Consider the following 26863-nt stretch of genomic DNA (forward strand, 5'->3'; position numbering starts at 1 on the left):
CGAGTACAGCAGCCCGCCGGCACCGCCGGCGGGCTGCTGTCGTTCCACCCGGACACACACCCGAACCAGAACATCATCACCGACCAGATGTCCGTCTCATCGATCACTCTTGCCACCCTGCAACGTTCTCATTTGACATGACCCCGCAAGAGGCCACCTTGAGCTCGGCGCCGCTGGAAGGAACCGGCTCCAGGGCGACGCCGTCGAGGTGCCCGAGGGGCATTGCGGCTTCTCCGCACACTTCGCCCGGCCCGCGGCTTGCGGGCATGCAGTCAGCAACAGTCAGGGCCGCACCCGTTCGGGTGCGGCCCTGACTGTTTGGCTTATGGTTGCTCAGGAGGTGGACAGCACGTCTCTGAGCTTGTAGATTCCGGCTCCGACGCCGAAGATGGCTCCCGCCACCAAGAACGCGATCAATGACACGCTGACGAGTAGGATAGCGACTCCGACAGCTCCAGCGACACTGAAGAACGTGCTCACTTGGCCTCCTCCGTTGCAGGCTCGGTGGGACGGGTTTGCCCTCTATAACCATTGTCGCACATCGATGCATAGCTCGTAACACGCATCACAAGTTAGACAGGTCACACGAGTGTACAGTGAACCGATCTCACGCCTTCCGGTCACACCGCTGCCGGACTCGGTCCGTCGGCGACTAGCCGAAGTCGGGCGCGACCCCATCAACCTGCATCGCTCGCTCGCCCATGCGCCCGCGATGTTGGCGCCCCTCCTCGACCTCGTCCATGCCGTCCGGTACGAGGCGGAAGTCCCTCGGGCCTTGCGGGAATTGCTCATCTGCCGCCTCGCCCAGATCGAGGGCTCGACCTACGAACTCGCCCACCACCTCCCGATGGCGCGTGCCGCCGGCCTGAGTGAGGAGCAGTTGGAGCACCTGGATCGGTGGTCGGAGGCCGACTGCTTCGATGACGCCGAGACCGTCGTGCTGTCCTACGCCGAGCACCTCGGGAACGGTGCGGCGCTCGACGCTGATCTCCTCGGGGCGCACTTCAGCCCCGTCGAGCAGACCGAGCTCACTGTCACCGGCGCCACCTATATCGCTGTGGCACGGATCCTACGGGCGCTCGACGTGCGGATCGACTCCCATCTCGCGTGACAATGCGCCTCGTAACGCGCGGAGATTACGGCATTTCAGTACTAGTAACTGCAAACAGGCTTACGATTTCCCGAGTGCGGTGCCACCCAGTCGCATACGGGAGATGAAGCATGGCAACAGAGAACGAAGAACTGCTTGACGCCAAACCCCCAGCCAGCCCAGCAGCCGCGGTGTTCGTGTCGGTGGCGGCGGCTCTCGGAGGATTCCTGTTCGGCTACGACACGGCCGTCATCAACGGCACGGTCTCGGCACTCCAGGACGGGTTCGAGATCTCATCGGTCGCAATCGGTTTCGTCGTGTCATCGGCGCTCCTCGGCTGCGTCGTCGGCGCCTGGTTCGCCGGTGCCATCGCCAACCGCTTCGGGCGCACCAAGGTCATGCTCACCGCGGCGGTGTTCTTCTTCGTTTCCGCGCTCGGCAGTTCCTTGGCCACCGGGCCCTTCGACCTCACCGTGTGGCGCGTCGTGGGCGGCCTCGCCGTCGGCGCCGCCAGCGTCATCGCCCCCGCATACATCGCCGAGATCGCCCCCGCGCACCTGCGCGGCCGCCTCGGTTCCTTGCAGCAGTTCGCGATCGTCACCGGCATCTTCACCTCCCTGCTGATCAACTACGTCATCCAGGAGGTCTCGGGTGGCGCCAGCGAGGCGGCCCCCTGGGGCGGCACCGCCTGGCGCTGGATGTTCGCCGCCGAGGCCATCCCGGCGTTCATCTACTTCATGGTCGCCCTCCAGATTCCCGAATCGCCGCGCTATCTCGTCGCGAAGCGTCAGGTCGCCAAGGCCAAGGGCGTCCTCAAGCGCTACGTCGGCGGCGACGTCGATTTCCGCGTTCGTGAGATCGAAGACTCGCTCCACAGCGACAAGCCCATCAGGTTCGCCGACGTGCGCGGGCCGCGCCTGGGACTGCTCCCGATCGTGTGGATCGGCATCCTGCTGTCGGTCTTCCAGCAGTTCGTCGGCATCAACGTCATCTTCTACTACTCGACGACGCTGTGGCAGGCCGTCGGCTTCACCGAGAGCGACTCCTTCCTCACCAGTGTCATCAACTCGCTGTTCAACATATTGGCCACCATCGTCGCGATCATGCTCATCGACAAGGTCGGCCGTAAACGCCTGCTGCTCACCGGGTCGTCGATCATGCTCGTCACGCTCACCTCGATGGCCGCGATCTTCGCGACCGCGCCGATCGTCGACGGCGAACCCGACCTGACCGGCACCGGCGCCGTGCTCGCCTTGATCGCCGCGAACCTCTACGTCGTCGGCTTCGCGATGTCCTGGGGCCCGGTGGTGTGGGTGCTCCTCGGCGAGATGTTCCCCAACCGCATCCGCGCCTCGGCGCTCGCCATCGCCGCCGCCGCGCAATGGCTCGCGAACTGGGTCGTCACCACCACGTTCCCCGGGCTCGCCGATACCAGCCTCGGCCTCGCCTACGGGCTGTACGCCACCTTCGCGCTACTGTCGATCGTCTTCGTGTTCAGGTGGGTCCCCGAGACCAAGCACATCGAGCTCGAGGACATGGAGAACCTGGCCCGAGTCGGAACAGCGAAACCTGCCCGCTGATGCGACGAGGAGGGGGCGGTCCGTTTGGACCGCCCCCTCGCTCTCCCTGGTTTCCGGTCGGCAACGCCTATTCGTAGGCGATCGCGCCCAAGATATTGACCCTGGAGGCGCGCACCGCCGGCGCAATGGCCGCCAGCAGGCCCACGAGGACCGCCGCGGCGAGGTAGCCGATGATGAGGCCCGTCGGCAGCGCGAAGACCTCTACGCCGGTGTCGCTGAGCGCCTGCTGGAGCGTCCAGCCCAGGCCGATGCCGACGCCGATGCCCAGCAGCGCGCCGAACAGCGCGATCGTGACACTCTCGACGGTGACCATCCGCGTCATCTGGCCCCTGGTCATGCCGACCGCCCTGAGCATCCCCAGTTCCCTGGTGCGTTCGAGGACCGACAGGACCAGCGTGTTGATCACGCCGATCACGGCCACCACCATCGCGAGTCCGAGCAGCAGCTGGATCCCGATGATCGCGAAGTCGAAGAGCACCGTCAACTGTGCGACGTACTCGCCGTGGTTCTGGACCGAGACCTCCGGCTCGTCTGCGAGGATCCGCTCGAGCGCGGCGGTGACCGCCTCGACGTCGCCGCCGTCGGCCACGTCCACCAGCGCCGTCGTCGGTTTCGTCGTGTAGAACTCGTCGGCGTGGACCGAAGAGACGTACCAGCCGTCGGTGTTCTCGTTGTCGACCAGGATCGCCGCCACCGTGAACTCGTGGGTCTCGGTGCCGCGGCTGAACGTCGCCGTGACCGTGTCGCCGACGCCCACTCCGAGGCTGTCGGCGGCGTGTGCGTTCACGGCGATCTCGTCCTCACCCAGATCCGTGATGGACCCTTCGGCGACCTCGCCGCCGAACAGGCCGATGATGCCGTCGAAGTCGGTGGTGGCGTTGACGTACTGCTCGGTGCCGTCGATGTCGGACGGATCGTAGTAGAGCTCCACGGCGGCCTCGACGTCGTCGACGTCGCGGATCTCGTCCATCTTGGCCGGATCGAACGACGGCGCCACCGGCGAGGTCACCGGCCCGGTGACGAACAGCTCGGCCTTCACCGTGTCGCCGAAGTAGGCCTCGATGCTTTCCTTGACGCTCGTCAGCAGCGTCGCCGTGGCGGTCACCAGTGCGACGCCGATCATGAGCGCCGCCGCCGTGACCGCGGTGCGCCGCGGGTTGCGTGCCGCGTTGCGCCGCCCCAGCCTGCCCGAGAAGTTCCAGGACCACAGCAGCCCGAGCAGGCCCACCAGCGGCCGCGAGAGCCACGCCGTCAGCAAGGTCGCGCCGATGAACACGAGCCCGGCGCCGATGGCCGCGCCGGTGAGATTCTGGTCTCCGAGCCGCTCGGTGAGGCCCAGCGCGATCAGTCCGGCGCCGACGAGCGCGACGATCGCACCGGTCACGGTGAGGCCGGTGATCGGCTTGTCCGCCCTGACCGCCTCGCGCATCGCTTCGACCGGCGGGACCCGCGAGCCCCGCACCGCCGGGACCAGCGCCGCCAGCACCGTCACGCCGATGCCTACCGCGAGCGCGGCGATCACGGCAGAGAGCGGGACGGCCAGGGCCACGGTCGCGGTGCCCAGCAGCGCGCTCGAGGCGAGCTTCGTGAGCGCCACGCCGCCGCCGATGCCGAGCGCCGCACCGACGACCGAGGCGATCGAGCCGAGGATGAGCGCCTCGGCGAGCACCGACCGGACGATCTGGTCCCGGCCGGCGCCGATGGCGCGCATCATCGCGATCTCCTTGAGGCGACCGGCGATCACGATGGAGAAGGTGTTGGCGATGAGGAACACCGAGACGAACACGGCGACGGCGCCGAAGCCGAGCAGGAAGTTCCCGATGACACCGACCGTCTCGGCGGTCTCGGCGTTGGCCTCCGCGTTGTACTCCTCCCAGCTGACCACGGTGGACTCCTCGCCGACGACGGCGGCGAGCTCGTCGAGCAGCCGGTCGACGCTCGTGCCGTCGGCGGCATGGACGGCGACGGCGGTGTAGACGTCCTCGCCGTCGAAGACGAGGCGCTGGGCCTCGGCGGTCGTGAACGCGAGTTCGGTGGCGCCGGCGATCGAGTCGCGCCCGCCGGGATAGCCGTAGACGCCGACGATCTCGTACTCGGTCTTGTCGGTGGCGAGCGAGTACGCCGTGACCGTTTCGCCGAGGCCGAGGCCGGCGTCGTTGACGAACTGCGCCGAAACGGCGACCTCGTCGTCGGCGGTCGGCTCGCGGCCTTCGCGCAGTTGACGGTCGGTGGATTCGTCGTCCCAGTTCACGGCCATCGTCGGCGCGAGCGTGCCGACGACCTTGCCGTTGTCGCCGATGGCGCTGACCATCCAGTTGACGGTGGTGCTGGTGCGCTCGACGCCGTCGGCGGCCTCGACCGCCGCGAGGGTCTCGGCCGAGACGCCGTCGCGCACCATGCGCTCGCCCCGCGTCTCCGGCTCGACCGGTTGGACGAGCGCGTCGACGCCTTCGTAGGAGTCGGCGTTGAGGTCGTTGACGGTGGCCTCGATCGAGGCGGTGAGCACCAGCGCCGCGGCGATGAACGCCGAGCCGAGCACGATGGCGAGGCTGGTGAGGGCGAGGCGCGCCTTGCGGCCGGCCATGCCCTTGAGGGTCGCTCGCAGCATGGCTAGAAGGCCCGCCCTTCGGCCATGGCGTCGAGGCCGAGCTTCTCGAAGCGCTTCATCTTGTCGATGACGGCGTCGGCGGTCGGGTTGTTCATGTCGCCGACGACTTGGCCGTCGGCGAGGAAGATGACGCGGTCGGCGTAGGCGGCGGCGTTGGGGTCGTGGGTGACCATGACGATGGTCTGGTCGAATTCGTCGACGCTGGTGCGGAGGAATTTGAGGACGTCGGCGCCTGAGCGGGTGTCGAGGTTGCCGGTGGGTTCGTCGGCGAAGACGACTTCGGGTCGGGCGGCGAGTGCGCGGGCGCAGGCGACGCGCTGTTGTTGGCCGCCGGACAGCTCGGTCGGTTTGTGGTCGAGGCGGTCGCTCAGGTCGAGGGTGTCGATGATGCGCTTGACCCAGGTGGGGTCGGCTTTGCGGCCGGCGATCGCGGCGGGGAGGGTGATGTTCTCTTCGGCGGTGAGGGTGGGCAGCAGGTTGAATTGCTGGAAGATGAAGCCGATCTTGTCGCGGCGGAGCTTGGTGAGTGCCTTGTCGCCGAGTCCGGTGATGGTGGAGTCGCCGATCGTGACGGTGCCGCGGTCGGTCGTGTCGAGGCCGGCGAGGCAGTGCATGAGCGTCGATTTGCCCGAGCCCGAGGGGCCCATGATGGCGGTGAAGGCTCCGGAGGCGAATTCGACGGAGACATCGCGGAGGGCGACGACCTGCGCCTCGCCGGAGCCGTAGGCCTTCCATACGCCCTGAGCGGCAACGGCGGTGGTCTTTACGGGGGATGCGGTGGACACGACGCTCTCTCTTTCGATGCGGTGGCGGTGTTCCGAAGGATGAAGTTAAGTGACATCGATGCAACAGATTATGACATCATACATGATGTCAATTAGCATCGTGGTACTTCATGATCATGGTTCGACCCTAGGCGACCGCTCCGACGCACGCATCCGCTTTGAGAACGGTCTCGAGGTCCGACTTGAGTCGTAGGAACGAGTACCGGAGTACTACTCGCGCCGGGTCGTGCCGACTGGGGGCGGCGCCGGTCAGCGGGACGGCCGGACGAGGCCGCTCTCGTAGGCGAGCACGACCGCCTGGACGCGGTCGCGCACGCCGAGCTTGGTGAGCAGGTGTCCCACGTGTGTCTTGACGGTGGTCTCCCCGACGGTGAGCGCGTCGGCGATCTCGGCGTTGGTCAGGCCCTTGGCCAGGAGCATCAGGACCTCCTTCTCGCGTGCGGTCAGCGCCTGGAGCAGGGCCGGGGTCGTGTCGTCCCTCGAGCGCTGGTGCTCGGCGAAGCGGCCGAGCAGGGTCGAGAGGATGTGCGGTGCGACCACGGCGCCGCCACGGTGGACGGTGCGGATGGCCTCGACCAGGTCAGCGGCCGGGGCGTCCTTGGTGAGGAAGCCGGCCGCGCCGGCTCGCAGTGCCCCGACGACGTATTCGTCCAGGTCGAATGTGGTCAGCACCAGCACTCTGGTCTTGAGTGACGCCTCGACGATGTCGGCGGTGGCGGCGACGCCGTCGCGCCGCGGCATGCGGATGTCCATGAGGACGACATCGGGCACCAGGCGCCGGGTGAGCTCGAACGCCTCGACCCCGTCGGAGGCTTCGCCGACGATGTCGATGTCGGGCTCGGCGCCGAGCACCATCTTGAACCCGGCGCGCAGCAGCTGCTGGTCGTCGGCCAGCAGCAGCCGGATCGGACGCTCGCTCATGGCTTCACTCCCTGGAGGTGGGCGTTCTTGGGGAACCGGGCTTCGACGAGGTAGCCGCCGCCGGCCTGCGGACCGGCCTGGAGCGTGCCCCCGTAGAGGGTGGCGCGCTCGCGCATGCCGATGATGCCGTGGCCGCCGCTGAAGTCCGAGGTGACCGGTGCGCCCCGGCCTGAATCTCCTATGGAGACCCTGAACTCCCGTTCACCGTAGTCGACCACGACGCCGGCCTTCGCCTTCGGCCCGGCGTGTTTGATGGTGTTCGTCAGCGCCTCCTGCACGATCCGGTAGACCGCCAGGCTCACGCCGGTGGGCAGCGGATACTCCTCGCCGTGGACGCTGTAGCGCACCGGCAGACCCGCCTCCTTCGTCTGGGCGACGAGCGCGCGCAGCGAGTCGACCGTGGGTTGCGGCTCCAGCTGGGCGTTCTGGGACTCGTCGTTGCCGTTGCGCAGAACCGTGAGGATGTCGCGCATCTCCCGCAGTGCGGTGCGGGCGGTCTGGTTGACCGTCGTCAGCGCCTCCTCGGCCGCGTCGGGGTCGAGGCGCAGCACCCGTTTGGCGCCCTCGGACATGACGCCGATGACGGAGATGTGGTGGGCGACCACGTCGTGCAGCTCGCGGGCGATCCGACGCTGCTCGTCGGCCACGGCCTGCTCCGCGAGGGCCTCCCGGCTCTGCTCGGCGATCCGGGCACGGTCGGAGAGCTCTTCGATCTTCATGCGGCGATTGCGCATCACCCAGCCGACGAAGAACGTGGTGATGACGATGATCAAGTTCAGCAGGGTGAGGCTGAGCCGGCCCAGGGCGTCGTCGATGCCGAGCAGCTCGGGCCAGAAGTAGAAGTACAGCCAGAGACTGACCGGGACCCAGATGGCAGCGGTGACGGCGAGCGCGCGGCCCACCGGACGGTGCGCCGCCGCGGTATAGGTGAGGATCATCCATGACAGGCCGTTGTCGCCGATCAACCACGGCTCTTGGAGCAGCGTCGCCAATGCCAGAACGGCGATGACCATGCCCACCGCGCCCCACGGCCGTTTCCGGCGAAAGGCGATCGGAACCATCCCGACCGCCGTCCAGGCGGCCCCGGTCCAGCCGTACTCGGCGGGAGGCCCGGCCGCGGCGATGACGGCGGCGAGCGATAGGGCGGTGCATGCGTACAGCGCCGCCGTGAATATCACGTCAGCCGTGAACGGGTGTTCGCGTAGGAAGACTCGCAGGTATCCGAGACGGGAAGCGGCTTGCACGCTCTATACCGTATCGGCTGTACCGGCCGTCCTCATCGAACGCGAGGACGACAATCGCCTCCGCCTCAAGTAGGAGGCATCTCCAGGCCAGGGAGGACGGTCGTCAGCGGATAGTTCGGCGGCTCGCCCCCGAACTCGGGGCACAACCGCTGGTGGGCGCACCAGTCGCACAGCTTGGACTTCTGCGCCCGGAACTGGCCGGTCGCGATCGCCTCGCGCATCGTCGCCCACAACGCCTTGAGGCCCTTCTCGAAGCGCTCCAACTCGGCCTGGGTGGGGGAGTAGTCGAGGAACTGGCCGTCGCCCAGATACATGAGCCGCAGCAGCTTCGGGACCGTCCCGCGCGTGCGCCACCACACGAGCGCGTAGAACTTCATCTGGAATATCGGCTTCTCGGAGAACCGCTCGGGAGGGCGGCGTCCGGTCTTGTAGTCGACCAGGCGCACCAGGCCGTCGCCGTTGACGTCGGCGCGGTCGATGAAGCCCTTGAGCTGGGTGCCGTCGTCGAGCGTGGTCGTCACGAGGCACTCGGTGCGGTACGGCTCGAGTCGGGTCGGGTCCTCCATGCTGAAGTAGGTCTCCACCAGGCGGCGCACGCCCCGGATCCACGACGACTCGTCGTCCAGGCCGCTGAACAGCTCGGTGACGTCGGCGCCGGTCTGCAGCTTCGCCCACTCCGGCTCGATCAGCGCCAACGCCTCCTCGGGAGTGCGCCGGCCGGCCTCGACCTCGTACAGGCGCTCCAGGACCGAGTGGACCAGCGTCCCCTGCACCTGCGCCTTCGAGGGTGGCTCGGGCAGCCGGTCGACCGCCCGGAACCGGTACAGCAGCGGGCACTGCTGGAAGTCGAGGGCGCGCGAGGGTGAGAGCTGGGTCGGTCGGGTGGCCTGCGACATCCCTCTAGCCTATGACGCGGGCACCGGTGCGCGCGAGGCCGCTCCCGCCCACCTCACATAACGCGTGTACTGTTAGGTGCATGCACAGCGACGAGCGGCCCCCGGACGACCACGCCCGCTCCTTCGGGCAGGCCGCCGACCTCTACGACGCCGTCCGCCCCGACTACCCGCCCGAGGCGCTCGCATGGATGCTCGGCAGCGACCCGGTCGACGTCGTCGACGTCGGCGCCGGCACCGGCCTGCTCACCCGCGGCCTCCTCGCGCAGGGCCATCGCGTCACCGCCGTCGAACCCGACCGCCAGATGCTCGACAAGCTCATCGCCTCCAGCCCCGGCCTCGCCGCCTCCCTCTGCGGACCCGCCGAGCGTCTGCCGCTGCCCGACGCCGCGGCCGACGCGATCGTCGCCGGACAGGCCTTCCACTGGTTCGACCGCGACAGGGCCCTGCCCGAGTGCCGCCGCGTCCTGCGCCCCGGCGGCGTCCTGGCCCCGATCTGGAACGTCCGCGATGAGAGCGTCGACTGGGTCGCGGCGCTCGTGGACATCATCGGCCCCTCCAAAGGCGAGCTCACCGCGATCCACGCCACCGAGCCGGGCTTCTTCGGCCCGCACTTCCGGGAGGCCGACGTGCGCGTCTTCCGCCACGACAAGCCCATGGACGGATCCGGCCTCGTCCGCCTCGTCCAGTCCCGCTCCCCGTATCTCACCGCGAGCACCGAGCGTCGACAAGCGCTCGTCGCCGACGTCGAGGACCTGCTCCGCCACCACCCGCAACTGGCCGGACGCGAGACCTTCGCCATGCCCTACGCCACCTACGCCTGCAAAGTGCGCCCGAACCGACCGTCCGGGCCCCTCGCGTAGCATTGCGCGCGATGTCGACCAACGCGCTGTCGTTCCGCAGCTCCGGGTTCACCCTGTGCCGCGTCCGGGGCATTCCCGTCGTGCTCGGCTACACCTGGCTGCTCCTGGCCGCCATGGTCGTCGCCGTGTACGCCCCCATCGTCCACCGCTCCGTCCCCGGCATCGGCGACGGCAGCGCTTACCTCGTCGCCGCCCTCTTCGCGCTCACCCTGCTCGCCTCGGTGTTCCTCCACGAGCTCGGCCACGCCCTGGTCAGCCTGCGCGCCGGTATCGGCGTGCGCCGGATCAACCTCGACGCGCTCGGCGGCTTCACCGAGATGGAACGCGAGGCGCCCCGGCCCGGCACGGCCGCCGCCATCGCGCTGGCCGGGCCGGCCGTCTCGGCCGCGCTCGGTGCCGCCGGACTCGGCGCGCTGATCATCACCGAACCCGGCTCGCTCGCCTGGCAGCTGTGCTTCCAGGTCTGCGTCGCCAACGTCCTCGTCGCCGTCTACAACCTCCTGCCCGGACTGCCGCTCGACGGCGGCAAGGCCCTTCAGGCGGGCGTCTGGGCCGCCACCGGCGACCGGTGGACCGGCTACCGTCTCGCCGGCTGGGCGGGGCGCCTGGTCGCCGTCGCCACCGCCGGGGCGGGTCTGTGGCTGTTCGCGGGCGGGTGGTTCAGCTGGCTCGGTCTCGCTCTGCTCGCCCTGGTCGCCGTCGAACTGTGGCGCGGGGCGAGCTCGGCGATCAAGGCCGGTGGCATGGGGCCCAAGATCAACGGCCTCGACGCCGCCGCGCTGGCCCGGCCGGTCGCCGTCGTGCCCGCCACCGCCACGCTCGGCGAAGCGCTCGCGGCCGCCGACGGGCGCGATGTCGTCGCCGTGGCCGAGCGGCCCGTCGGCGTCCTCGACCGTGCCGCGGCCGAAGCCGTCCCGCCCGGCCGGGTCGCGTCGATGCCGCTCGACGGGCTGCTGCGCTCGGCCCGGGTGATCCCCGCCATCGAGGCGGGCCTGCGCGGCCAGGCACTGATCGACGCCATCGGGCACAGCGGGGCCGAGGAGTACTTCGTGCTCGATGAGGGCCGTCTGACAGGGCTCCTCCACACCGCCGACGTGGTGAAAGCCCTCCGCTAAGATGCTCCGGGCCTATCCGAAGGAGAATGCGACCGTGGCAGACGAGCTCAAGGCGGGCGACCGCGTCCAGCTGACCGACGCGAAGGGCCGCAAGGCCACCATCACCCTCGCCGACGGTGGCGTCTTCCACACCCATCGCGGCCAGATCCTCCACGACGACCTCATCGGCCGGCCCGACGGTGTCACCGTCACCTCCTCAGGCGGTACCGCCTACTTGGCGCTGCGCCCGCTCCTGCCCGACTACGGGCTCTCGATGCGGCGCGGGGCCCAGGTCATCTACCCCAAGGACATCGCTCAGATCCTCACCTTCGGCGATATCTTCCCCGGCGCGCGCGTCGTCGAGGCCGGCGCCGGCTCGGGGGCCCTGACCAACTGGCTGCTGCGCGCGGTCGGGCCGAGCGGCCACGTCCACTCCTGGGAGCTGCGGGAGGACTTCGCCGAGATCGCCCGCCAGAACGTCGCCGGCTGGTACGGCAAGGCGCCCGACAACTGGACGCTCACCGTCGGCGACGTCGCCGAGGCCGAACTCGAACCGGTCGACCGCATCGTGCTCGACATGCTCAGCCCCTGGGACGCCCTCGACACCGTCGAGCGGCTCCTGCGGCCCGGCGGCGTCTTCATCGGCTACGTCGCCACCACCACGCAGATGTCCGAACTGGTCGAGGCTCTGCGCGAGCGCCGGACCTTCACCGAACCCGAGGCTTGGGAGACGCTCCTGCGCGGCTGGCACCTGGAGGGCCTGGCCGTGCGGCCCGACCACCGGATGGTCGCTCATACCGCGTTCCTGGTGTGCGCGCGCCGCCTCGCGCCCGGCACCGTCGCCCCGACGCGGAAGTACAAGCCCTCCAAGGGGCAGCAGGCCCTGCGCGAGCGCAACGCCCGGCAGGCCCGCGAAGCCGGCGAAGCCGAGTCGGATTCCTGACGCCGGATCGTCCTATTCGGCTTCGGCGCCCGGCCCGGCCACGAGCGTCTGCTCGGCGCGGTCGCGAACGTAGATGCACTCGCCCGGGCAATCGTGAGCGGCATTCACAATGTCCAGACGCAGGCGATCGGGCACCCGCGTTTGCGAACCCTCCGTGGTCAACAGCTCGCCGTCCGCGTCCTTGACGTAGGCCAGTCCGTCGATGTCGAACTCGAACACCTCGGGGGCGTATTGGACGCACAAACCGTCTCCTGTGCAGGCGTCCTGGTCGATCGACACTTCGAGTTCACGTTCCTCAGCCATGCCCCCCACATTAATTGCCGCCGAGAATGTAGCGCAATGTCGGTGTCGAGTCTTACTATTGGCGTCCCCAGCCGGTTACGGTTGGAGGAGGACCCTCACTCGGGAGGTGTGATCCGTGGCACGAAGCAACGATGACCGTCGACAGGGACTGGGCCGGGACTCAGAGCACGACGAACTGTCAGGACAGGTCGAAGAGCTCCAAGAGGAACTGGCCGCGGCTCGCCGTCGACTCACTGAAACGCCCCGACACGTCCATATTCTGGAAGAGCGGCTCGCCGCCGCCCAATCCCAGATCGATCGACTGTCGGAGCAGAACGAACGGCTCGTGGCGACACTGAAGGAGGCCCGCGAGCAGATCGTCTCGCTCAAAGAGGAGGTCGACCGGCTCGCACAGCCGCCGTCGGGATACGGCGTGTTCCTCGGAGCGCGTGAGGACGGCACTGTCGACGTCTTCACCTCTGGGAGGAAGTTCCGCGTCGCGCTCGCGCCGTCGATCGACGCCGACGAGCTCGAACGCGGACAGGAAGTCCTGCTCAATGACGCGATGAACGTCGTCGAAGTGCTCAATTACGAGCGCATAGGCGAGGTGGTGACGCTCAAGGAGCTCATCGAGACCAATGACGGCGGGCCGCCCGATCGGGCGCTGGTCACCAGCCACGCCGACGAGGAGCGCGTCGTGCTCCTTTCGGACGCGCTCATGAACCAGCCGCTCCGAGCGGGCGACTCGATCATGATCGAGCCGCGCGCCGGCTACGCCTACGAGCGCATTCAGAAGAGCGAGGTCGAAGAGCTCGTCCTCGAAGAAGTGCCCGACGTCGACTACTACGACATCGGGGGGCTCGACGGCCAGATCGAGCTCATCCGGGACGCCGTCGAGCTGCCGTTCCTGCACGCGGACCTGTTCCGCGAGCACGAGCTGCGCGCCCCCAAGGGCGTGCTGCTGTACGGCCCGCCCGGCTGCGGCAAGACGCTCATCGCGAAGGCCGTCGCGAACTCGCTGGCCAAGAAGGTCGCCGAGATGCGCGGCGAGGAGGCCTCCTCGAAGAGCTACTTCCTCAACATCAAGGGCCCCGAGCTGCTGAACAAGTACGTCGGCGAGACCGAGCGGCACATCCGCCTGGTCTTCCAGCGGGCGCGCGAGAAGGCCAGCGAGGGCATGCCGGTCATCGTCTTCTTCGACGAGATGGACTCGATATTCCGCACCCGCGGATCCGGAGTCTCCTCGGACGTGGAGAACACGATCGTCCCCCAGCTGCTCAGCGAGATCGACGGCGTGGAGGGCCTGGAGAACGTCATCGTCATCGGCGCCTCGAACCGCGAGGACATGATCGACCCGGCGATCCTGCGGCCCGGCCGCCTGGACGTCAAGATCAAGATCGAGCGGCCCGACGCCGAGTCGGCGAAGGAGATCTTCTCGAAGTACATCACCACGAACCTGCCGCTGCACGACGGGGACCTCGCCGAGCACGACAAGGACCGCGACGCCACCGTCAACGCCATGATCCAGGCGGTCGTCGAGCGGATGTACTCCGAAGTCGAGGAGAACCGGTTCCTGGAGGTCACCTACGCCGACGGCGACAAGGAGGTCCTGTACTTCAAGGACTTCAACTCGGGCGCGATGATCGAGAACATCGTGGCCAGGGCCAAGAAGATGGCGATCAAGGACTTCCTGACCCACGAGTCCAAGGGTCTGCGGCTCACCCACCTGATCGACGCGACCGTCGACGAGTTCAGGGAGAACGAGGACCTGCCGAACACGACCAACCCCGACGACTGGGCGCGGATCTCCGGCAAGAAGGGCGAGCGGATCGTCTACATCCGCACGCTGGTCTCCGGCAAGGGCTCCGACTCCGGACGCAGCATCGACACCGTGTCGAACACCGGGCAGTACCTGTAGCGAAGCGGAAGGTACCGGAAGGCGCGGTCTGGAGCGAAGCGGAAGGTACAAGGGGGACAGTCTGTAGCGAAGCGCAGTATGTAACGGCGCTCGCACCCGAGACGAGTGAGGCGATCGGCCGGCGGCTCAGCCCGCCGGCCGATCGGCGTCCAGGCCCACCCGCAGGATCAGCAGCGAGGAGTCGTCGGTGCGGATGTAGCCGCCGGACTGGAAGTCCTGGCGCAGCACCGAGCGCAGCCGGTGCGGATCGCGGTCGCCTTCCCGAACGTGGCGGTCGATCAGCTCCAGCAGCGGGAACGTCTCGCCGGCCCGGTTGCGCGCCTCGACCAGCCCGTCGGAGTAGGCGAACACCAAGTCCCCGGTCGCCAGGGGCCGCTCGAGCACCTCGGCGGCGGTCGGCGCGAACTCGGCCAGACCCAGCGGCGGGCGCGGCTTCGGCGACAGCGGTTCGGATCGCTCGTGCACCAGCAGCGGCGCCGGGTGCCCGCACAGCATCACCCGCACCGTGTGCTCGCCCGGCGGGATCTCGATGAGCGCTGCCGTCGCGAAGGTGTGCTCCCACTCGCCGCGCTCCAGGTTGTCCAGGGCCACCCGCCGCTCCAGGCGCGAGGCCAGCGCGGTCAGGTCCGGGTCGTCGAGGACGCCCTCGCGGAAGCTCCCGAGGATCGCCTCGGTGATGCGCACCGTGCTCAGGTCGTGGCCCTGGACGTCGCCGATCACGACCCGCACCCCGTGGTCGGTGCACTGGACGTCGAAGAAATCGCCGCCCACCAGGCCAGGGCTGCCCTCGGCGGTGCGGTACGAGGAGGCGACCTGGAGCCTGCCGACGTGGTCGGGCAGCTCGGGCAGGATCGCCAGCTGCGTGGTCTCGGCGACGCTCGTCATGTTCAGCAGCCGAAGTACCACCCGGTCCCTGATCCAGGCGAGCAGGATCGACAGCGAACCGACCGACAGGACGGCCACGACGTCGAGCCAGCTGCTCGCCGGCAGCTCCACCAGTCCGAGCGCATCCTTGCCCGAGGCGACGAGCCCGGCCACCGCCAGCACGGCGATCAGGGTCGCGATCGGGCCGTTCACGAGCGCGGTCAAGGCCGGGAACGTGAAGATCAGGTACGTGTACCGCAGGAACTGCGCGTCGATGGCGAACAGGGCCAGCGGGGTCATCGCGAGCAGGGGGAGCAGGCGCAGCCACAGCACCGAGCGTGGATCGCCGCCGGTGATCCGCGACCACGGGCTCTCGTGCGGCAGGTACGCGCGGGTGAAAGCCTGGTCCTGCGCCTCCTTGATTCTCCCCATCGGGCTGATCGTATGCGGCAGTGCCGGATCGGGAAGGCCGATTGAGAATTCCCCAGGTCCGCGCCCGCCTGTTGCGCATAATTTGGATTGGAAGCGGGCGCAAGGAGCCGATCGGGCCCAGGACGGACTACGCTCGAAGGCATGACCGTACGCCGCATTATGGGCACTGAGATCGAATACGGGATCAGTGTGCCCGGTCAGCCGGGTGCGAACCCGATGGTGACCTCATCCCAGATCGTCAACGCCTACGCCGCCCGGCCGGAGCTGTCCAAGGGCGGCCGGGCGCGGTGGGATTACGAAGAGGAGACGCCGCTGCGCGACGCGCGCGGCTTCACCTACACCGGCGCCCTGTACGACCCGGCCGAGAACCTGGCCGACGAGGACACCGGGCTGGCCAACGTCATCCTCACCAATGGCGCGCGGCTGTACGTCGACCACGCCCACCCCGAGTACTCCACGCCGGAGGTCACGAACCCGCGCGAGATCGTGCTGTTCGACAAGGCCGGTGAAATGACCATGGCCGAGGCCGCCCACCGGGCCGCCCACACGCCGGGCATCGGGGCGATCAACCTGTACAAGAACAACACCGACAACAAGGGCGCCTCCTACGGCGCGCACGAGAACTACCTGATGTCGCGACAGACGCCGTTCGCCGACATCGTCGCCCACTTCACGCCGTTCCTGGTCACGCGCCAGGTGTTCTGCGGGGCCGGGCGGATCGGCATCGGCCAGGACGCTTCGGAGCCGGGCTTCCAGATCTCCCAGCGCGCCGACTTCTTCGAGGTCGAGGTGGGCCTGGAGACGACGCTGAAGCGGCCGATCATCAATACCCGCGACGAGCCGCACGCCGACGCCGAGCGCTACCGGCGCCTGCACGTCATCATCGGCGACGCCAACCTCGCCGAGTACGCCACGTTCCTCAAGGTCGGGACCGCCTCCATCGTCCTGTCGATGATCGAGTCCGGCGCCTTCGACGGCTCCCTGGCGATCAGCGAGCCGGTGGCGGAGCTGCGCGCGGTCAGCCACGACCCGGGCCTGAAGCACAAGATCGAGCTGCGCAACGGCAAGCGCATGACGGCGGTCGAGTTGCAACAGTCGATTCTGGAGCAGGCCGAGGCGTACTGCGGCGAGGACGCCGACCCCGACACGCGCGAGGTGCTCGACCAGTGGGCACACGTGCTCGACGCGCTGGCGCGCGACCCGTTCGAGCTGCAGGACATGCTCGACTGGCCCGCCAAGCTCGCCCTGCTCCACCGCTACCGCGATCGGGAGGATCTCGACTGGGGCGCCTCCAAGCTCCAGGCGATCGACTTGCAGTACCACGACGTGCGACCGGAGAAGGGCCTGTACCACCGGCTGGTCAAGCGCGGCAAGATGCGGCGCCTCCTGACCGACGCCGAGGTCATGGACGCCATGGTCGAGCCGCCATCGGACACGCGGGCGTTCTTCCGCGGCCGCTGCCTGGCCCGCTACCCCTCCGAGGTCGTCGCGGCCTCGTGGGACTCGGTGATCTTCGACGTCGGCGCGGACTCCCTGGTGCGGGTGCCCATGATGGAGCCCGAAAGAGGCACCAAGGCGCACGTGGGGGAGCTGTTCGACCGCTGCGAGGCCGCCAAGGACCTCCTCGACATCATCACCGCCGAATAGCCGATCGCCGCTTGTTCGCCCACGGCGTATATTCGCCGCCCAGGCGAACCCCGCCGAATCGCCCTGTAACGTGACCGGCGCCACTTGCGTACCTGGTCAGCGGTAGTCTGGCGATCGCACTGCGTGGCCGCGCCCCGGTGTGCCCCGAGTGTCGGAAACGGAAGATTACGGGCGGGTACGGCGCCGAATCTGGCGTGGTGTCGTCCCTTCGCGGTACGGTTTAGGCACAGTCGGTCAAAGGTAGAAGGGAAAAGCGATGGCAGCGAAAGACTCCGGCGGGCAGTCGCAGTCGCAGCGGTCACGGCAGGACACGGATGCCGAGGCCACAGAGGCCGCTGTCGACCCCGAGATTGCCGAGCGTCACGAAGAGATCACCGAAGAAGTAGACGACCTGCTCGACGAGATCGACGACGTCCTGGAGACCAACTCCGAGGAATTCGTCCGCTCGTTCGTGCAAAAGGGCGGCCAGTAAGCAGGCCCCCTGCCAATGGACATAGGGTTGCCTGGTGCGCCTGCCGCGGACGATCATCGATGCGTCGTTCGGCACGGTGCACCAGGTGCTCTATACCATCGACGGCCCTCCGGCCCGACAGGCCATCGAGCGGGCCGCGCTTTTGAATAGGGAAATAGGGAGGTCAAGTCGTGACAGGTGAAGGATTCCCAGGCAAGCTACCGAGCGCGTATATGACGGCTGGAACCTCCTCGTTCTCGGAGTTCCTCATCCAGGCCGCCCCGGAGCTGCTGCCAGGCAGACGGCCACTGCCGCCAGGAGACTACGCCCAGATCAGCGGGCACGCCACCACCATCGTGGCGATGAAGACCGATGAAGGCGTCGTGATGGCGGGCGACCGCCGGGCCACAATGGGCAATTACATCTCCAGCCGCGATATCGAGAAGGTCTTCGCCGCGGACGGCTACTCGCTCATCGGCATCGCCGGCACGGCCGGGCTCGGCATCGAGCTCGTCAAGCTCTACCAGGTCGAACTGGAGCACTACGAGAAGATCGAGGGTGCGCCGCTGACGTTGAGCGGCAAGGCCAACCGTCTCGCCACGATGCTCCGCGGCAACCTCGGCATCGCCCTCCAGGGCCTCGCCGTGGTCCCCCTGCTCGCCGGCTTCGACACCGACGACGGCAAGGGCAAGATCTACAGCTACGACGTCGTCGGCGGCATCTACGAAGAACGCGACTTCGACTCCATCGGATCGGGCTCGATCTTCGCCAAGAGCGCCTTGAAGAAGCGCTACCAGCGAGGCATCGACAACGCCGAGGCGATCAAACTCGCCGTCGAATCGCTCTACGACGCCGCGGACGACGACTCCGCCACCGGCGGACCCGACCCCACCCGCGACCTCTACCCGGTCGTCATGACCGCCACAGCCGAAGGCTCCAAACGCGTCGACGAGGACGCGGTGGCCGAAGTCGCGCGCGCGGTCATCGCGTCCCGCACCGAGAACCCCTACGGCTAAGAGAGGATCACGGACATGGGAATGCAGTTCTACACCAGTCCCGAGCAGATCATGCGGGACCGGTCCGAGTACGCCCGCAAGAACATCGCACGCGGGCGCAACGTCGTGGTGCTCTCGTGCGCCGACGGGGTCCTCTTCGTCGCCGAGAACGTCTCCACGGCCCTGCACAAGCTCTACGAGCTGTACGACCGGATCGGCTTCGCCGCCGTCGGCAAGTACAACGAACTGGAGAACCTGCGCACCGCCGGCGTCAGGATGGCCGACCTGCGCGGCTACTCCTACGACCGCCGCGACGTCACCGCGGCGTCGCTGGCCAAGGCCTACGCCCAGACGCTCGGCGCGATCTTCACCGAGCAGACCAAGCCGTTCGAGGTCGAGATCTGCGTCGCCGGCGTCGGGCCCGCGCCCGAGGCCGACGAGCTGTACCGGCTCACCTTCGACGGCTCGATCCTCGACGAACCGGGCTGCCTCGCCATGGGCGGCCAGGCCGACCAGCTCGTCGAGGTCCTCAAGGACGGCCACGACTTCAACGCGCCGCTGGCCGACGCCTTCGCGCTGGCGATGCGAGCCCTCACCTCCGGCGGTGACAACGGCTCGCCCCGCGAGCTCACCACCGATGTGATGGAAGTGGCGGTGCTCGAACGCGCGCGCCCGGGCCGGGCCTTCCGCCGCATCGAGGGCGCCGCCCTCGATGCGCTCATGCCGAGCGCACAGGCCGCCGCATCCGACGAGACCGACGAGACCGACGAGACCGAGACCCCCGGCGGCGGCGCCGAGCCGAGCGAGTCCTGACGAGCCCTGCGGCGGTCCCCGCCGCCGAGTCGCGTTTTCGCGGCCCGGCGGCGGGGAACCACTGGAAGGTCGGCGGCGACCGGAACCGGGATCGAGACAGGCACGGCCGTCTACCGGTCCCACTCAAGTGGACGGTCGTCGCCGCATGGCTCGACCAGCGTCACCGGCAGGTGTCGACTAAATTCCATAGTGCCCGTCGCGGTCCGGAATCGTTTGATCGCGAGGGGTGTTCTCCTCATACGAATAGGGGTAGGGTTTCGACATGGACAGGCGCATTTTCGGACTAGAGACCGAATACGGGGTCACTTGCACATTTAGGGGACAGCGCCGTCTCTCCCCGGACGAGGTGGCCCGCTACCTATTCAGGCGCGTCGTCAGCTGGGGGCGCTCCTCGAACGTGTTCCTGCGCAACGGCGCCCGCCTGTACCTCGACGTGGGAAGCCACCCCGAATACGCCACCCCCGAATGCGACTCGGTCGAAGACCTCGTCAAGCACGACCGGGCCGGAGAGCGCATCCTCGAGGGCCTCATGATCGATGCCGAGAAGCGCCTCCACGACGAGGGCATCGCCGGCGACATCTACCTGTTCAAGAACAACACCGACTCGGCCGGCAACTCCTACGGCTGCCACGAGAACTACCTGGTCAGCCGCCACGGCGAGTTCGGCCGCCTCGCCGAGGTCCTCATCCCGTTCCTGGTCACCCGCCAGCTCATCTGCGGCGCCGGGAAGGTCCTCCAGACGCCTCGCGGCGCGCGCTACTGCCTGTCCCAGCGCGCCGAGCACATCTGGGAGGGCGTCTCCTCGGCCACCACGCGGTCGCGGCCGATCATCAACACCCGCGACGAGCCGCACGCCGACGCCGAACGCTACCGGCGCCTCCATGTCATCGTCGGCGACTCCAACATCAACGAGATCACCACGATGCTCAAGCTCGGCTCCGCCGACCTCGTGCTGCGAATGATCGAGACCGGCGTGACGATGCGCGACCTCACCCTGGAGAACCCGATCCGGGCCATCCGCGAGATCAGCCACGACACCACCGGCAAACGCCTGGTCCGCCTCGCCTCCGGCCGCGAGGCCTCCGCGCTGGACATCCAGCGCGAATACCTCGAGAAGGCCATGGACTTCGTCGACCAGCGCGGCGCCGACGCGGTCACCAAGCGCGTGCTCGAGCTGTGGGGGCGGGTCCTCCAGGCCGTCGAGACCGGCGACCTCGACTCGGTCGCCCGCGAGATCGACTGGGTCGCCAAGCTCAAGCTCATCGAGCGCTACCGCGAGAAGCGCGGCCTGGCCCTCTCCAGCCCGCGCGTCGCCCAGCTCGACCTGGCCTACCACGACATCCGTCGCGGCCGCGGCCTGCACCACCTGATGGAGGCCCGCGGCGATGCCGAGCGCCTCACCCACGACGTCGAGGTCTTCGAGGCCAAAGAGGTCCCGCCGCAGACCACGCGCGCGCGGCTGCGCGGCGAGTTCATCCGCAAGGCCCAGGAGCGGCGTCGCGACTTCACCGTCGACTGGGTCCACCTCAAGCTCAACGACCAGGCTCAGCGCACCGTGCTGTGCAAGGACCCGTTCCGCTCCCGCGACGAGCGCGTCGACAAGCTCATCGCCAGTATGTGAGGACAGCAGTGAGTCAACCCGACTCCCAGCGGCCCGAAGGCCGCGGCCCCGAGCGGCGCCGCGGCATGTGGGACCCCGTCGAGGCCTACCACCGCCGCACCGAACGGATCCGCGAGGAGATCGCGCGCAACCGCCGCGGCGAGTACACGGTCCCCACGTGGGTGCTCGCGCTCGCGCTGGCGGGCGTGATAGCCCTGTGGATCCTCGTCCTGTTCGTGCTGTAGCGCCGCTCAGTCCCGCGCCAACGCCAAGAGCGCGGCGTGCCGTCCCGCGGCGGCCTCGGCCATGAAGTACACGCGGTCGCCCTCCAGCCCGCGGCCCATGGTCGACAGCCGCACCGGCAGCGCCTCCATCGCCTCGGCCAGGCCCGAGCAGTCGATCTCGACGAGCCGGTGCCGGTCGGGCAGCTCGGCCAGCTGCGACTTGATCTTGCCCTCCAGCTCGGCCGGCAGCTCGTCGGGCACCGGGACGTCGGCCCCGGCGAGCGCGACCTTCCCGTAGGCGGTCATCGAATGGTGCGAGACGCCGCGGTGCCGCTCGCGCGCGTCGCCCTCGGAGATCCGCAGCGAGGCCACCGGGCGGCCGCCGAGCACCGAGGCGGCGTTCACGGCCTCGCCCGCGGCCGTCCCCGAGAACCCCCAGACGGTACCGGTGCCGAGATTCCCCGGCCCCTGGGCGACGATGGCGATGTCGGCCCCGCCGACCACCTTGGCGGCAATGAGCGCGTTGTGGACGTTCGTGGCCTCCAAGGCCCCGCCGAAGCACTGGCCGGCGGTGACGACCGTGCACAGCCGGTCCGAGAGCTGGTCGAGCTGGCGGGAGAACCACGCCGGGAGCGCACCGCCGTCGGTCATGACGTAGGCGACCCGCGCGTGGGGCGCCGTCGCACCGATCCCCGCGAGCACCGGCGCGAGCGCCGAGTGCAGGTCGGCGACGACCACCGGCATCCCGCCCAGGCCCTCGCACGCCTCCACGGCGGCCCGGTGCGGCGAGTCGTCCTCGTCGACGGCCAGCCGCATAGCCTGCATCGGCGTGTAGCGGGCCTTGACGATGTGCCCCGGGGCGTCGACGTCGGCCGGGAGCCGGTCGGGCACGGCCACGACCAGCGCGTACCCGCCGGTGCCGAGCCCCTTGGCGATGGCGTTGCAGTTGAGCAGGACCCGGTCGCCCTCGCGCGGGGCCCCCACCAGTTCGTCATAGGCCAGAGCCCGGCACGAGAAGGCCGCTTCGCCCTCGCGCGACTCGACGTCGACCTCCAGCTCGGTGCAGCCACTCCAGCCGCCGCGAACTGCGCGAACGGTGCCGTATCGCCATCTGATCACGCCCGGACACTATCAAGCGGCTCCGCGCGGGCGGCCCATGGCTCGCGAGCGTCACCGGAGCGCGGCCTGCGTGGCGCCGCCGCGCCCGAGGGCATAATCTTGGCGGGTGTCGAACGATCGCACTGAACGGCTGGTGAACCTGGTGTTGTGCCTGCTGTCGTCGCGGCGGTTCCAGACGGCGAGCAAGATCGCCAGGACCGTCCCCGGCTACGAGCACGACCCCGAGGACAAGCGCGCCCACGAAGCGTTCCAGCGCAAGTTCGAGCGCGACAAGGCCGAGCTGCGCCGCATCGGCGTGCCGCTCCAGTCCGGCGTCGATCCCTACTTCGACACCGAACCGGGCTACCGCATCGCCCGCGGCGACTTCGAGCTGCCGCAGATCGAGTTCACCGACGCCGAGGCCGCCGCCGTCGCGGCCGCCGCCAGGCTCTGGCAGCAGCCCGAACTCCAGTCCGGCACCGCCCAGGCCCTGCGCAAGCTCCGCGCCGCCGGCATCGACGTCGAGTCCCACGCCGGCTCCAGCCCCGTCAAGGCCCTGCCCGGCACCGAAGCCGCGCTCTCGCCGCTGCTGGAGGCCATCGCCTCCCGCCGCGTCGTCGCCTTCGACTACCTCGGCGCGCGCGACGAGACCGCGCAGCGCCGCCGCCTCCAACCGTGGGGCTGCGCCGCCTGGCGCGGCCGCTGGTACGTCGCCGGCTACGACCTCGACCGGAGCGCCCAGCGCGTCTTCAAACTCGGCCGCATCACCGGAAGCGTGCGATTGACCGGGCCCGAGGACGCCTACACGATCCCCGAGGACGTCGACGTGCTCGCCTTCGCCTCCGCGGCGGAGGAGCACCAGGCGCCCTCGCGCGCCCGCGTCCTGGTCCGGCCCCGCACCGCCTGGGGCGTGCGCCGCCGCGCCGACCAGATCGGCCCGCGGACCGCCGAAGGCGACCAGGCGTGCTTCTCGTACACCGACACCGCCCTCACCGCCTCCTGGCTCGCCTCCTTCGGCGCCGACGTCCTGGTGCTCGAACCGCCCGAACTGGTCAAGGAGACCGTCGCGTGCCTCCAGAACCTCGCGGAGGACCCAGCATGACCAACACCCGGCTGGCCAGGCTGCTGAACCTGGTGCCCTACCTCGTCGCCCGCCCCGAAGGCGTGCCGATCGCCGAGCTCGCCGTCGACTTCGACGTTTCGGTCGCCCAGATCCGGGCCGACCTGACGCTGCTGTGGATGTGCGGCCTGCCCGGCTACGGTCCCGGAGACCTCATCGACATCGCCTTCGACGCCGACACCGTCCGCGTCAACTTCGCCGCCGGCATGGACCGGCCGGTGCGTCTGGCCGGCCACGAGGCGCTGGCCCTGTCGGTCGCCCTGCGGGTCCTCGCCGACACGCCCGGCGTCGGCGACCGTGCCGCGATCGCCTCCGCGCTCGACAAGCTCGCTGCCGCCGCCGGGGTCGAGGCCGCCGAGGTGCCCGTGCGCGACACCGTCGCCGAGACCGACGTGGAGCGCTACGCGGCCCTGGTCGAGTCCGGCAACGCCGCCCGCATCACCTACTACTCGGCCAGCCGCGACTCCACCTCCGAGCGCATCGTCGACCCGATCGAGGTCCTCGCCGCCGACGGGCACGCCTACCTGCGCGCCTGGTGCCGCACGGCGGGGGAGGTCCGCCAGTTCCGGCTCGACCGGATCGACGCCTGCACCGTCATCGACGAACCGGCCTCGCCCCACGCCGAGGCCGAGGGGCCGGCGCCGACGGCGTTCCTGGAGGCCGAGCTGCCGCTCATCGAGCTGCGCGTCGGCCCCGGCGGCAAGTGGATCGCCGACTCCTACCCGTGTGAAGAGGTCATCGGCGAAGCCGAAGGCCGCCGCCGGGTCAGGATGCGCGCCCGCGACCTGGAGTGGGCGCGGCGCTTCGTCCTCAGTCTCGGCGGCGAGGCAGAGGTCATCGCGCCGGTCGAGCTGCGCGAATCGGTCAGGGACGCCGCGAGGGCTGCGCTCGAGCGATACGCCGGGGCCGCTAGACTGTCGCCATGATCTGGGCGATATCGGGCGTACTGGCGCTCGCCGGGCTCGTGCTCCTGGCGGTCGCGGCCATGAAGCTGCTGAACGGGGTCCGAGAACTCAACGTCGGTCTCGACCTGCTCAAAGACCGCGCAGAACAGGCGCAGGAGCTGCAGGAGCGACTGAACGCCACCATGACGGACGTCGAACGCATAGCCGGAAGCACGCCCCGGCAGTGACGTCCACCCCGCACGGCAGCCACATTCTGGTAAAGATCGGCTCATCCAGAGCCTCCTGAGTTGACGGAAAGGTCAACGGTCGGTCATGCTTGTCCGGCTCGACGATGACGCTTCCGGCCTCGCTGGCCGTCGCTGCTCGGACGGGCATACGATGGTCACGTCACTGACTTACATCCGGAGGGATCCAACAATGGGCGCATTGAAACCCTGGCACATCATCGTTCTCGTCATTGTGATCCTGCTGCTCTTCGGCTCCAGGAAGCTTCCGGACATGGCCAGGGGCCTGGGCCGTTCGATGCGGATCCTCAAGTCCGAGACCGAGGCGATGAAGGCCGACTCGAACAACCCTGAGACCGACACCGACCCGCGTGCCGAGCCGAAGCACTCCCGTGAGCCGCTCGAGCCCCCGCAGCCGGTCGACGAGTCCGTGATCGACGGCGAGTCGGTCGACGCCGACCGCAAGAAGACTCGCTAGTCCGGACACGGCCAAGCGAATATGGCTGTGAAACCGGGACGCGAAGGAAAGCGTAAGTCCAAGTTCCAGCGGGCCGCCGACGGCTCCATGACGCTCATGGAGCACCTGGCGGACCTACGGACCCGCCTGCTGATCTCGGTCCTGGTGATCTTGGTCGGCACGGCGGTGGGCATGGCCTTCGCCGAGCAGATCATCAAATTCCTGTCCGACCCGTACTGCAACTCGAGCGCCTCCGCAGCCGAGGCGGGTGACGGAGCCACCTGCGACTTCGCGCTGGACTCGCCGATCTCCCACATCGGCCTCTACCTCAAGGTCTCGCTGTACATGGCCCTGGTCGGAACCGCGCCGGTCTGGCTCTACCAGCTGTGGGCGTTCATCGCACCGGGCCTGCACCGCAACGAGCGGCGCTACGCCTACCTGTTCATCGCCATCGCCGCGCCGCTGTTCCTGGCCGGCGCGGTCCTGGCCTACTTCGTGGTCAGCCACGGCATCCAGTTCATCATGCTCTTGCAGAGCGAAGAACTGGTCATCATCCTGAACCTCGAGAGCTACATCAACTTCTACATCGCGGTCATGATGGTGTTCGGGATCGGCTTCGAGTTCCCGCTGATCATGTTGATGCTCAACGTGCTCGGGCTGGTCACCGCGAAGCGGATGCTCGGCTGGTGGCGGATCGTGGTCCTGATGAGCTTCGTGTTCACCGCGGTGTTCACACCCACGCCCGACCCGTTCGGCATGACCGCGCTCGCGATCTGCATGCTCATCCTCTACCTCGCCGCATGCGGCGTCGCCCACCTCAACGACAAGCGGCGTGGCGTCACCGACCCGGACCAGTGGTCCGACGACGAGGCCGCCGACATCGGCAACGTCGATGACGTGGGACCCGCCGCACCGGTCGGACCCGACGACCTCGGCGACGACGACGCCCAGCCCGAACGACGCAACCGCCTCGGCAGGCGCGTCGACGGCTACGACGACATCACGTGATCCCGAGCGGATCGAACAACCGGATAGCCGATCGAATGGCCGAGTCAGTGTGAACGGGCCGGGGTCTCAGACCCCGGCCCGCACCAGTCGCAGGACCGCCTCGAGGCCGACGATGCGCCCGGCCTCGGCGTGCGGCAGCAGATAGGTGCGCGCCCCGATCCGGCTCGCCCCGGCGTCGGCGATCGAGTCGCCCACCATGAGCACCCGGGACGGCTCGACATCGAGCGCGTGGCAGGCGGCGTAGAAGATCTTCTCGTCGGGCTTGCAGAAACCCACCTCGTACGACAGGATCCACGCGTCGATGAACCGGTCGATGCCCAGATGGCGCAGCACCGGGCGCGCGTCGAAGCCGATATTGCTCACCAGCGCGATCGGATAGCCCTGCGCCTTGAGCGACACGAGCGTCGCGAGGGTGTCCGCGTACGCGACCCAGCCCTCGGGGGACGCCAGACGGTCGTACAGGGCCTCCGCGAGGCCGTCGAACACGCCGTGGGCCTGTGCGGCCAGCTCGGTGAACGCCTCTCGGTGGGAATCCTCGTCAAGATCGCGGTCGGACCACGCCTCAGCGAAATGCGGGCGCACCCGCGGCTCCATGCCGGAACCGAGCCAACCCTGCGCGCCGATCGCGTCGGCCAGCGCCGTCACGCTCAGCGGGTTCAGGCTTCGCCCGCAGGCCTCGGCCGCGAGCGACACCGACCGTGTCAGGGGTTCGAGCTGCGCCAACGTGCCGTGGAAATCGAACAGGACCGCGTCAATACCGCCGCGGCCCCCCTCATCGTCGCCTGGTGAGGAATCCTGGTGCAC

26 protein-coding genes are annotated in these 26863 nt (G+C 68.8%); 17 read left to right on the forward strand and 9 right to left on the reverse strand.

Features of this window, described 5'->3' with window-relative positions; all coding sequences use genetic code 11:
• Nucleotides 1-712 precede the first annotated feature (712 nt).
• Together ACYVK3_RS18080 and ACYVK3_RS18085 are read left to right on the forward strand one after the other, a co-directional pair.
• Nucleotides 713-1111 (forward strand): carboxymuconolactone decarboxylase family protein, encoded by a 399-nt coding sequence (locus tag ACYVK3_RS18080; protein ID WP_460498736.1) that lies wholly within the window; start codon nt 713-715, stop codon nt 1109-1111.
• A 110-nt stretch (nt 1112-1221) separates the two neighbouring features.
• The gene (locus tag ACYVK3_RS18085; RefSeq protein WP_460498737.1) at nt 1222-2670 is read left to right on the forward strand and encodes a sugar porter family MFS transporter; all 1449 of its coding nucleotides are present in this window, start codon (nt 1222-1224) and stop codon (nt 2668-2670) included.
• Between the two features lie 67 nt (nt 2671-2737).
• Here ACYVK3_RS18085 and ACYVK3_RS18090 read toward each other — a convergent pair whose 3' ends face one another.
• The 5 genes from ACYVK3_RS18090 to ACYVK3_RS18110 form a co-directional block, all read right to left on the reverse strand.
• Nucleotides 2738-5278: an ABC transporter permease gene (locus ACYVK3_RS18090; RefSeq protein WP_460498738.1), complete on the reverse strand. Its 2541-nt coding sequence runs from the start codon at nt 5276-5278 to the stop codon at nt 2738-2740.
• A 2-nt stretch (nt 5279-5280) separates the two neighbouring features.
• Nucleotides 5281-6063, reverse strand: a complete 783-nt coding sequence (locus tag ACYVK3_RS18095; protein WP_460498739.1) for an ABC transporter ATP-binding protein — start codon at nt 6061-6063, stop codon at nt 5281-5283.
• Nucleotides 6064-6312: 249 nt separating this feature from the next.
• Nucleotides 6313-6984: a transcriptional regulator gene (locus tag ACYVK3_RS18100; protein WP_460498740.1), complete on the reverse strand. Its 672-nt coding sequence runs from the start codon at nt 6982-6984 to the stop codon at nt 6313-6315.
• On the reverse strand, nt 6981-8228 hold the full coding sequence (locus ACYVK3_RS18105; RefSeq protein WP_460498741.1) for a sensor histidine kinase: 1248 nt from the start codon (nt 8226-8228) through the stop codon (nt 6981-6983). The genes ACYVK3_RS18100 and ACYVK3_RS18105 overlap by 4 nt, the downstream gene beginning before the upstream one ends.
• Before the next feature lie 65 nt (nt 8229-8293).
• Entirely contained in the window at nt 8294-9124 is an 831-nt protein-coding gene (locus tag ACYVK3_RS18110; protein WP_460498742.1) for a RecB family exonuclease, read from the reverse strand.
• A gap of 80 nt (nt 9125-9204) precedes the next feature.
• Here ACYVK3_RS18110 and ACYVK3_RS18115 point away from each other — a divergent pair, with 80 nt between their 5' ends.
• The 3 genes from ACYVK3_RS18115 to ACYVK3_RS18125 are packed head-to-tail and all read left to right on the forward strand — an operon-like array spanning nt 9205 to nt 12021.
• Nucleotides 9205-9984, forward strand: a complete 780-nt coding sequence (locus ACYVK3_RS18115) for a class I SAM-dependent methyltransferase (protein ID WP_460498743.1) — start codon at nt 9205-9207, stop codon at nt 9982-9984.
• A gap of 11 nt (nt 9985-9995) precedes the next feature.
• A complete protein-coding gene (locus ACYVK3_RS18120) occupies nt 9996-11099 on the forward strand; it encodes a zinc metalloprotease (RefSeq protein WP_460498744.1) in 1104 nt (367 codons plus the stop codon).
• A gap of 1 nt (nt 11100) precedes the next feature.
• Nucleotides 11101-12021: a tRNA (adenine-N1)-methyltransferase gene (locus ACYVK3_RS18125; RefSeq protein ID WP_460498745.1), complete on the forward strand. Its 921-nt coding sequence runs from the start codon at nt 11101-11103 to the stop codon at nt 12019-12021.
• A gap of 12 nt (nt 12022-12033) precedes the next feature.
• Here the strand turns inward: ACYVK3_RS18125 and ACYVK3_RS18130 are convergent, their stop codons facing one another.
• Nucleotides 12034-12324: a ferredoxin gene (locus ACYVK3_RS18130; RefSeq protein ID WP_460498746.1), complete on the reverse strand. Its 291-nt coding sequence runs from the start codon at nt 12322-12324 to the stop codon at nt 12034-12036.
• 115 nt (nt 12325-12439) lie between these two features.
• Between ACYVK3_RS18130 and arc the strand changes: the two genes are divergently transcribed.
• Nucleotides 12440-14221: a proteasome ATPase gene (gene arc / locus ACYVK3_RS18135; RefSeq protein WP_460498747.1), complete on the forward strand. Its 1782-nt coding sequence runs from the start codon at nt 12440-12442 to the stop codon at nt 14219-14221.
• Between the two features lie 126 nt (nt 14222-14347).
• Here the strand turns inward: arc and ACYVK3_RS18140 are convergent, their stop codons facing one another.
• Nucleotides 14348-15517, reverse strand: a complete 1170-nt coding sequence (locus tag ACYVK3_RS18140; RefSeq protein WP_460498748.1) for a PP2C family protein-serine/threonine phosphatase — start codon at nt 15515-15517, stop codon at nt 14348-14350.
• A 141-nt stretch (nt 15518-15658) separates the two neighbouring features.
• Between ACYVK3_RS18140 and dop the strand changes: the two genes are divergently transcribed.
• The 6 genes from dop to ACYVK3_RS18170 all read left to right on the forward strand — a co-directional run bounded on the left by dop (nt 15659) and on the right by ACYVK3_RS18170 (nt 21268).
• Nucleotides 15659-17164, forward strand: a complete 1506-nt coding sequence (gene dop, locus ACYVK3_RS18145) for a depupylase/deamidase Dop (protein ID WP_460498749.1) — start codon at nt 15659-15661, stop codon at nt 17162-17164.
• 256 nt (nt 17165-17420) lie between these two features.
• Complete coding sequence (locus ACYVK3_RS18150; protein ID WP_241377976.1) at nt 17421-17636, forward strand: ubiquitin-like protein Pup; 216 nt, start codon at nt 17421-17423, stop codon at nt 17634-17636.
• Between the two features lie 212 nt (nt 17637-17848).
• Nucleotides 17849-18631, forward strand: coding sequence for a proteasome subunit beta (gene prcB, locus ACYVK3_RS18155; RefSeq protein ID WP_460498750.1), 783 nt, complete (start codon nt 17849-17851; stop codon nt 18629-18631).
• Nucleotides 18632-18646: 15 nt separating this feature from the next.
• Nucleotides 18647-19423 carry a proteasome subunit alpha gene (prcA, locus tag ACYVK3_RS18160; RefSeq protein ID WP_460498751.1) on the forward strand — a complete coding sequence of 259 codons (777 nt, stop codon included), beginning with the start codon at nt 18647-18649 and terminating at the stop codon, nt 19421-19423.
• Between the two features lie 262 nt (nt 19424-19685).
• On the forward strand, nt 19686-21044 hold the full coding sequence (gene pafA / locus ACYVK3_RS18165; RefSeq protein ID WP_460498752.1) for a Pup--protein ligase: 1359 nt from the start codon (nt 19686-19688) through the stop codon (nt 21042-21044).
• Between the two features lie 8 nt (nt 21045-21052).
• Nucleotides 21053-21268, forward strand: a complete 216-nt coding sequence (locus tag ACYVK3_RS18170) for a hypothetical protein (protein WP_460498839.1) — start codon at nt 21053-21055, stop codon at nt 21266-21268.
• Nucleotides 21269-21274: 6 nt separating this feature from the next.
• On the opposite strand, the gene ACYVK3_RS18175 is transcribed toward ACYVK3_RS18170, so the two are convergent.
• Complete coding sequence (locus ACYVK3_RS18175) at nt 21275-22366, reverse strand: DUF3866 family protein (protein WP_460498753.1); 1092 nt, start codon at nt 22364-22366, stop codon at nt 21275-21277.
• Nucleotides 22367-22472: 106 nt separating this feature from the next.
• On the opposite strand from ACYVK3_RS18175, the gene ACYVK3_RS18180 reads away from it, so the two are divergent.
• From ACYVK3_RS18180 to tatC, 5 genes are all read left to right on the forward strand, one after another.
• Nucleotides 22473-23447 (forward strand): helix-turn-helix transcriptional regulator, encoded by a 975-nt coding sequence (locus tag ACYVK3_RS18180; RefSeq protein WP_460498754.1) that lies wholly within the window; start codon nt 22473-22475, stop codon nt 23445-23447.
• The gene (locus ACYVK3_RS18185; RefSeq protein WP_460498755.1) at nt 23444-24391 is read left to right on the forward strand and encodes a helix-turn-helix transcriptional regulator; all 948 of its coding nucleotides are present in this window, start codon (nt 23444-23446) and stop codon (nt 24389-24391) included. Before ACYVK3_RS18180 ends, ACYVK3_RS18185 begins: the two co-directional genes overlap by 4 nt.
• Nucleotides 24388-24597, forward strand: a complete 210-nt coding sequence (locus tag ACYVK3_RS18190; protein WP_460498756.1) for a hypothetical protein — start codon at nt 24388-24390, stop codon at nt 24595-24597. The genes ACYVK3_RS18185 and ACYVK3_RS18190 overlap by 4 nt, the downstream gene beginning before the upstream one ends.
• Nucleotides 24598-24787: 190 nt before the next feature.
• Complete coding sequence (gene tatA / locus ACYVK3_RS18195; RefSeq protein WP_460498757.1) at nt 24788-25072, forward strand: Sec-independent protein translocase family protein; 285 nt, start codon at nt 24788-24790, stop codon at nt 25070-25072.
• 21 nt (nt 25073-25093) lie between these two features.
• Nucleotides 25094-26059: a twin-arginine translocase subunit TatC gene (gene tatC, locus ACYVK3_RS18200; protein WP_460498758.1), complete on the forward strand. Its 966-nt coding sequence runs from the start codon at nt 25094-25096 to the stop codon at nt 26057-26059.
• 66 nt (nt 26060-26125) lie between these two features.
• Here tatC and ACYVK3_RS18205 read toward each other — a convergent pair whose 3' ends face one another.
• Nucleotides 26126-26815, reverse strand: a complete 690-nt coding sequence (locus tag ACYVK3_RS18205) for an HAD family hydrolase (RefSeq protein ID WP_460498834.1) — start codon at nt 26813-26815, stop codon at nt 26126-26128.
• Nucleotides 26816-26863: the final 48 nt, after the last annotated feature.

This window comes from Glycomyces tarimensis (assembly GCF_054776215.1).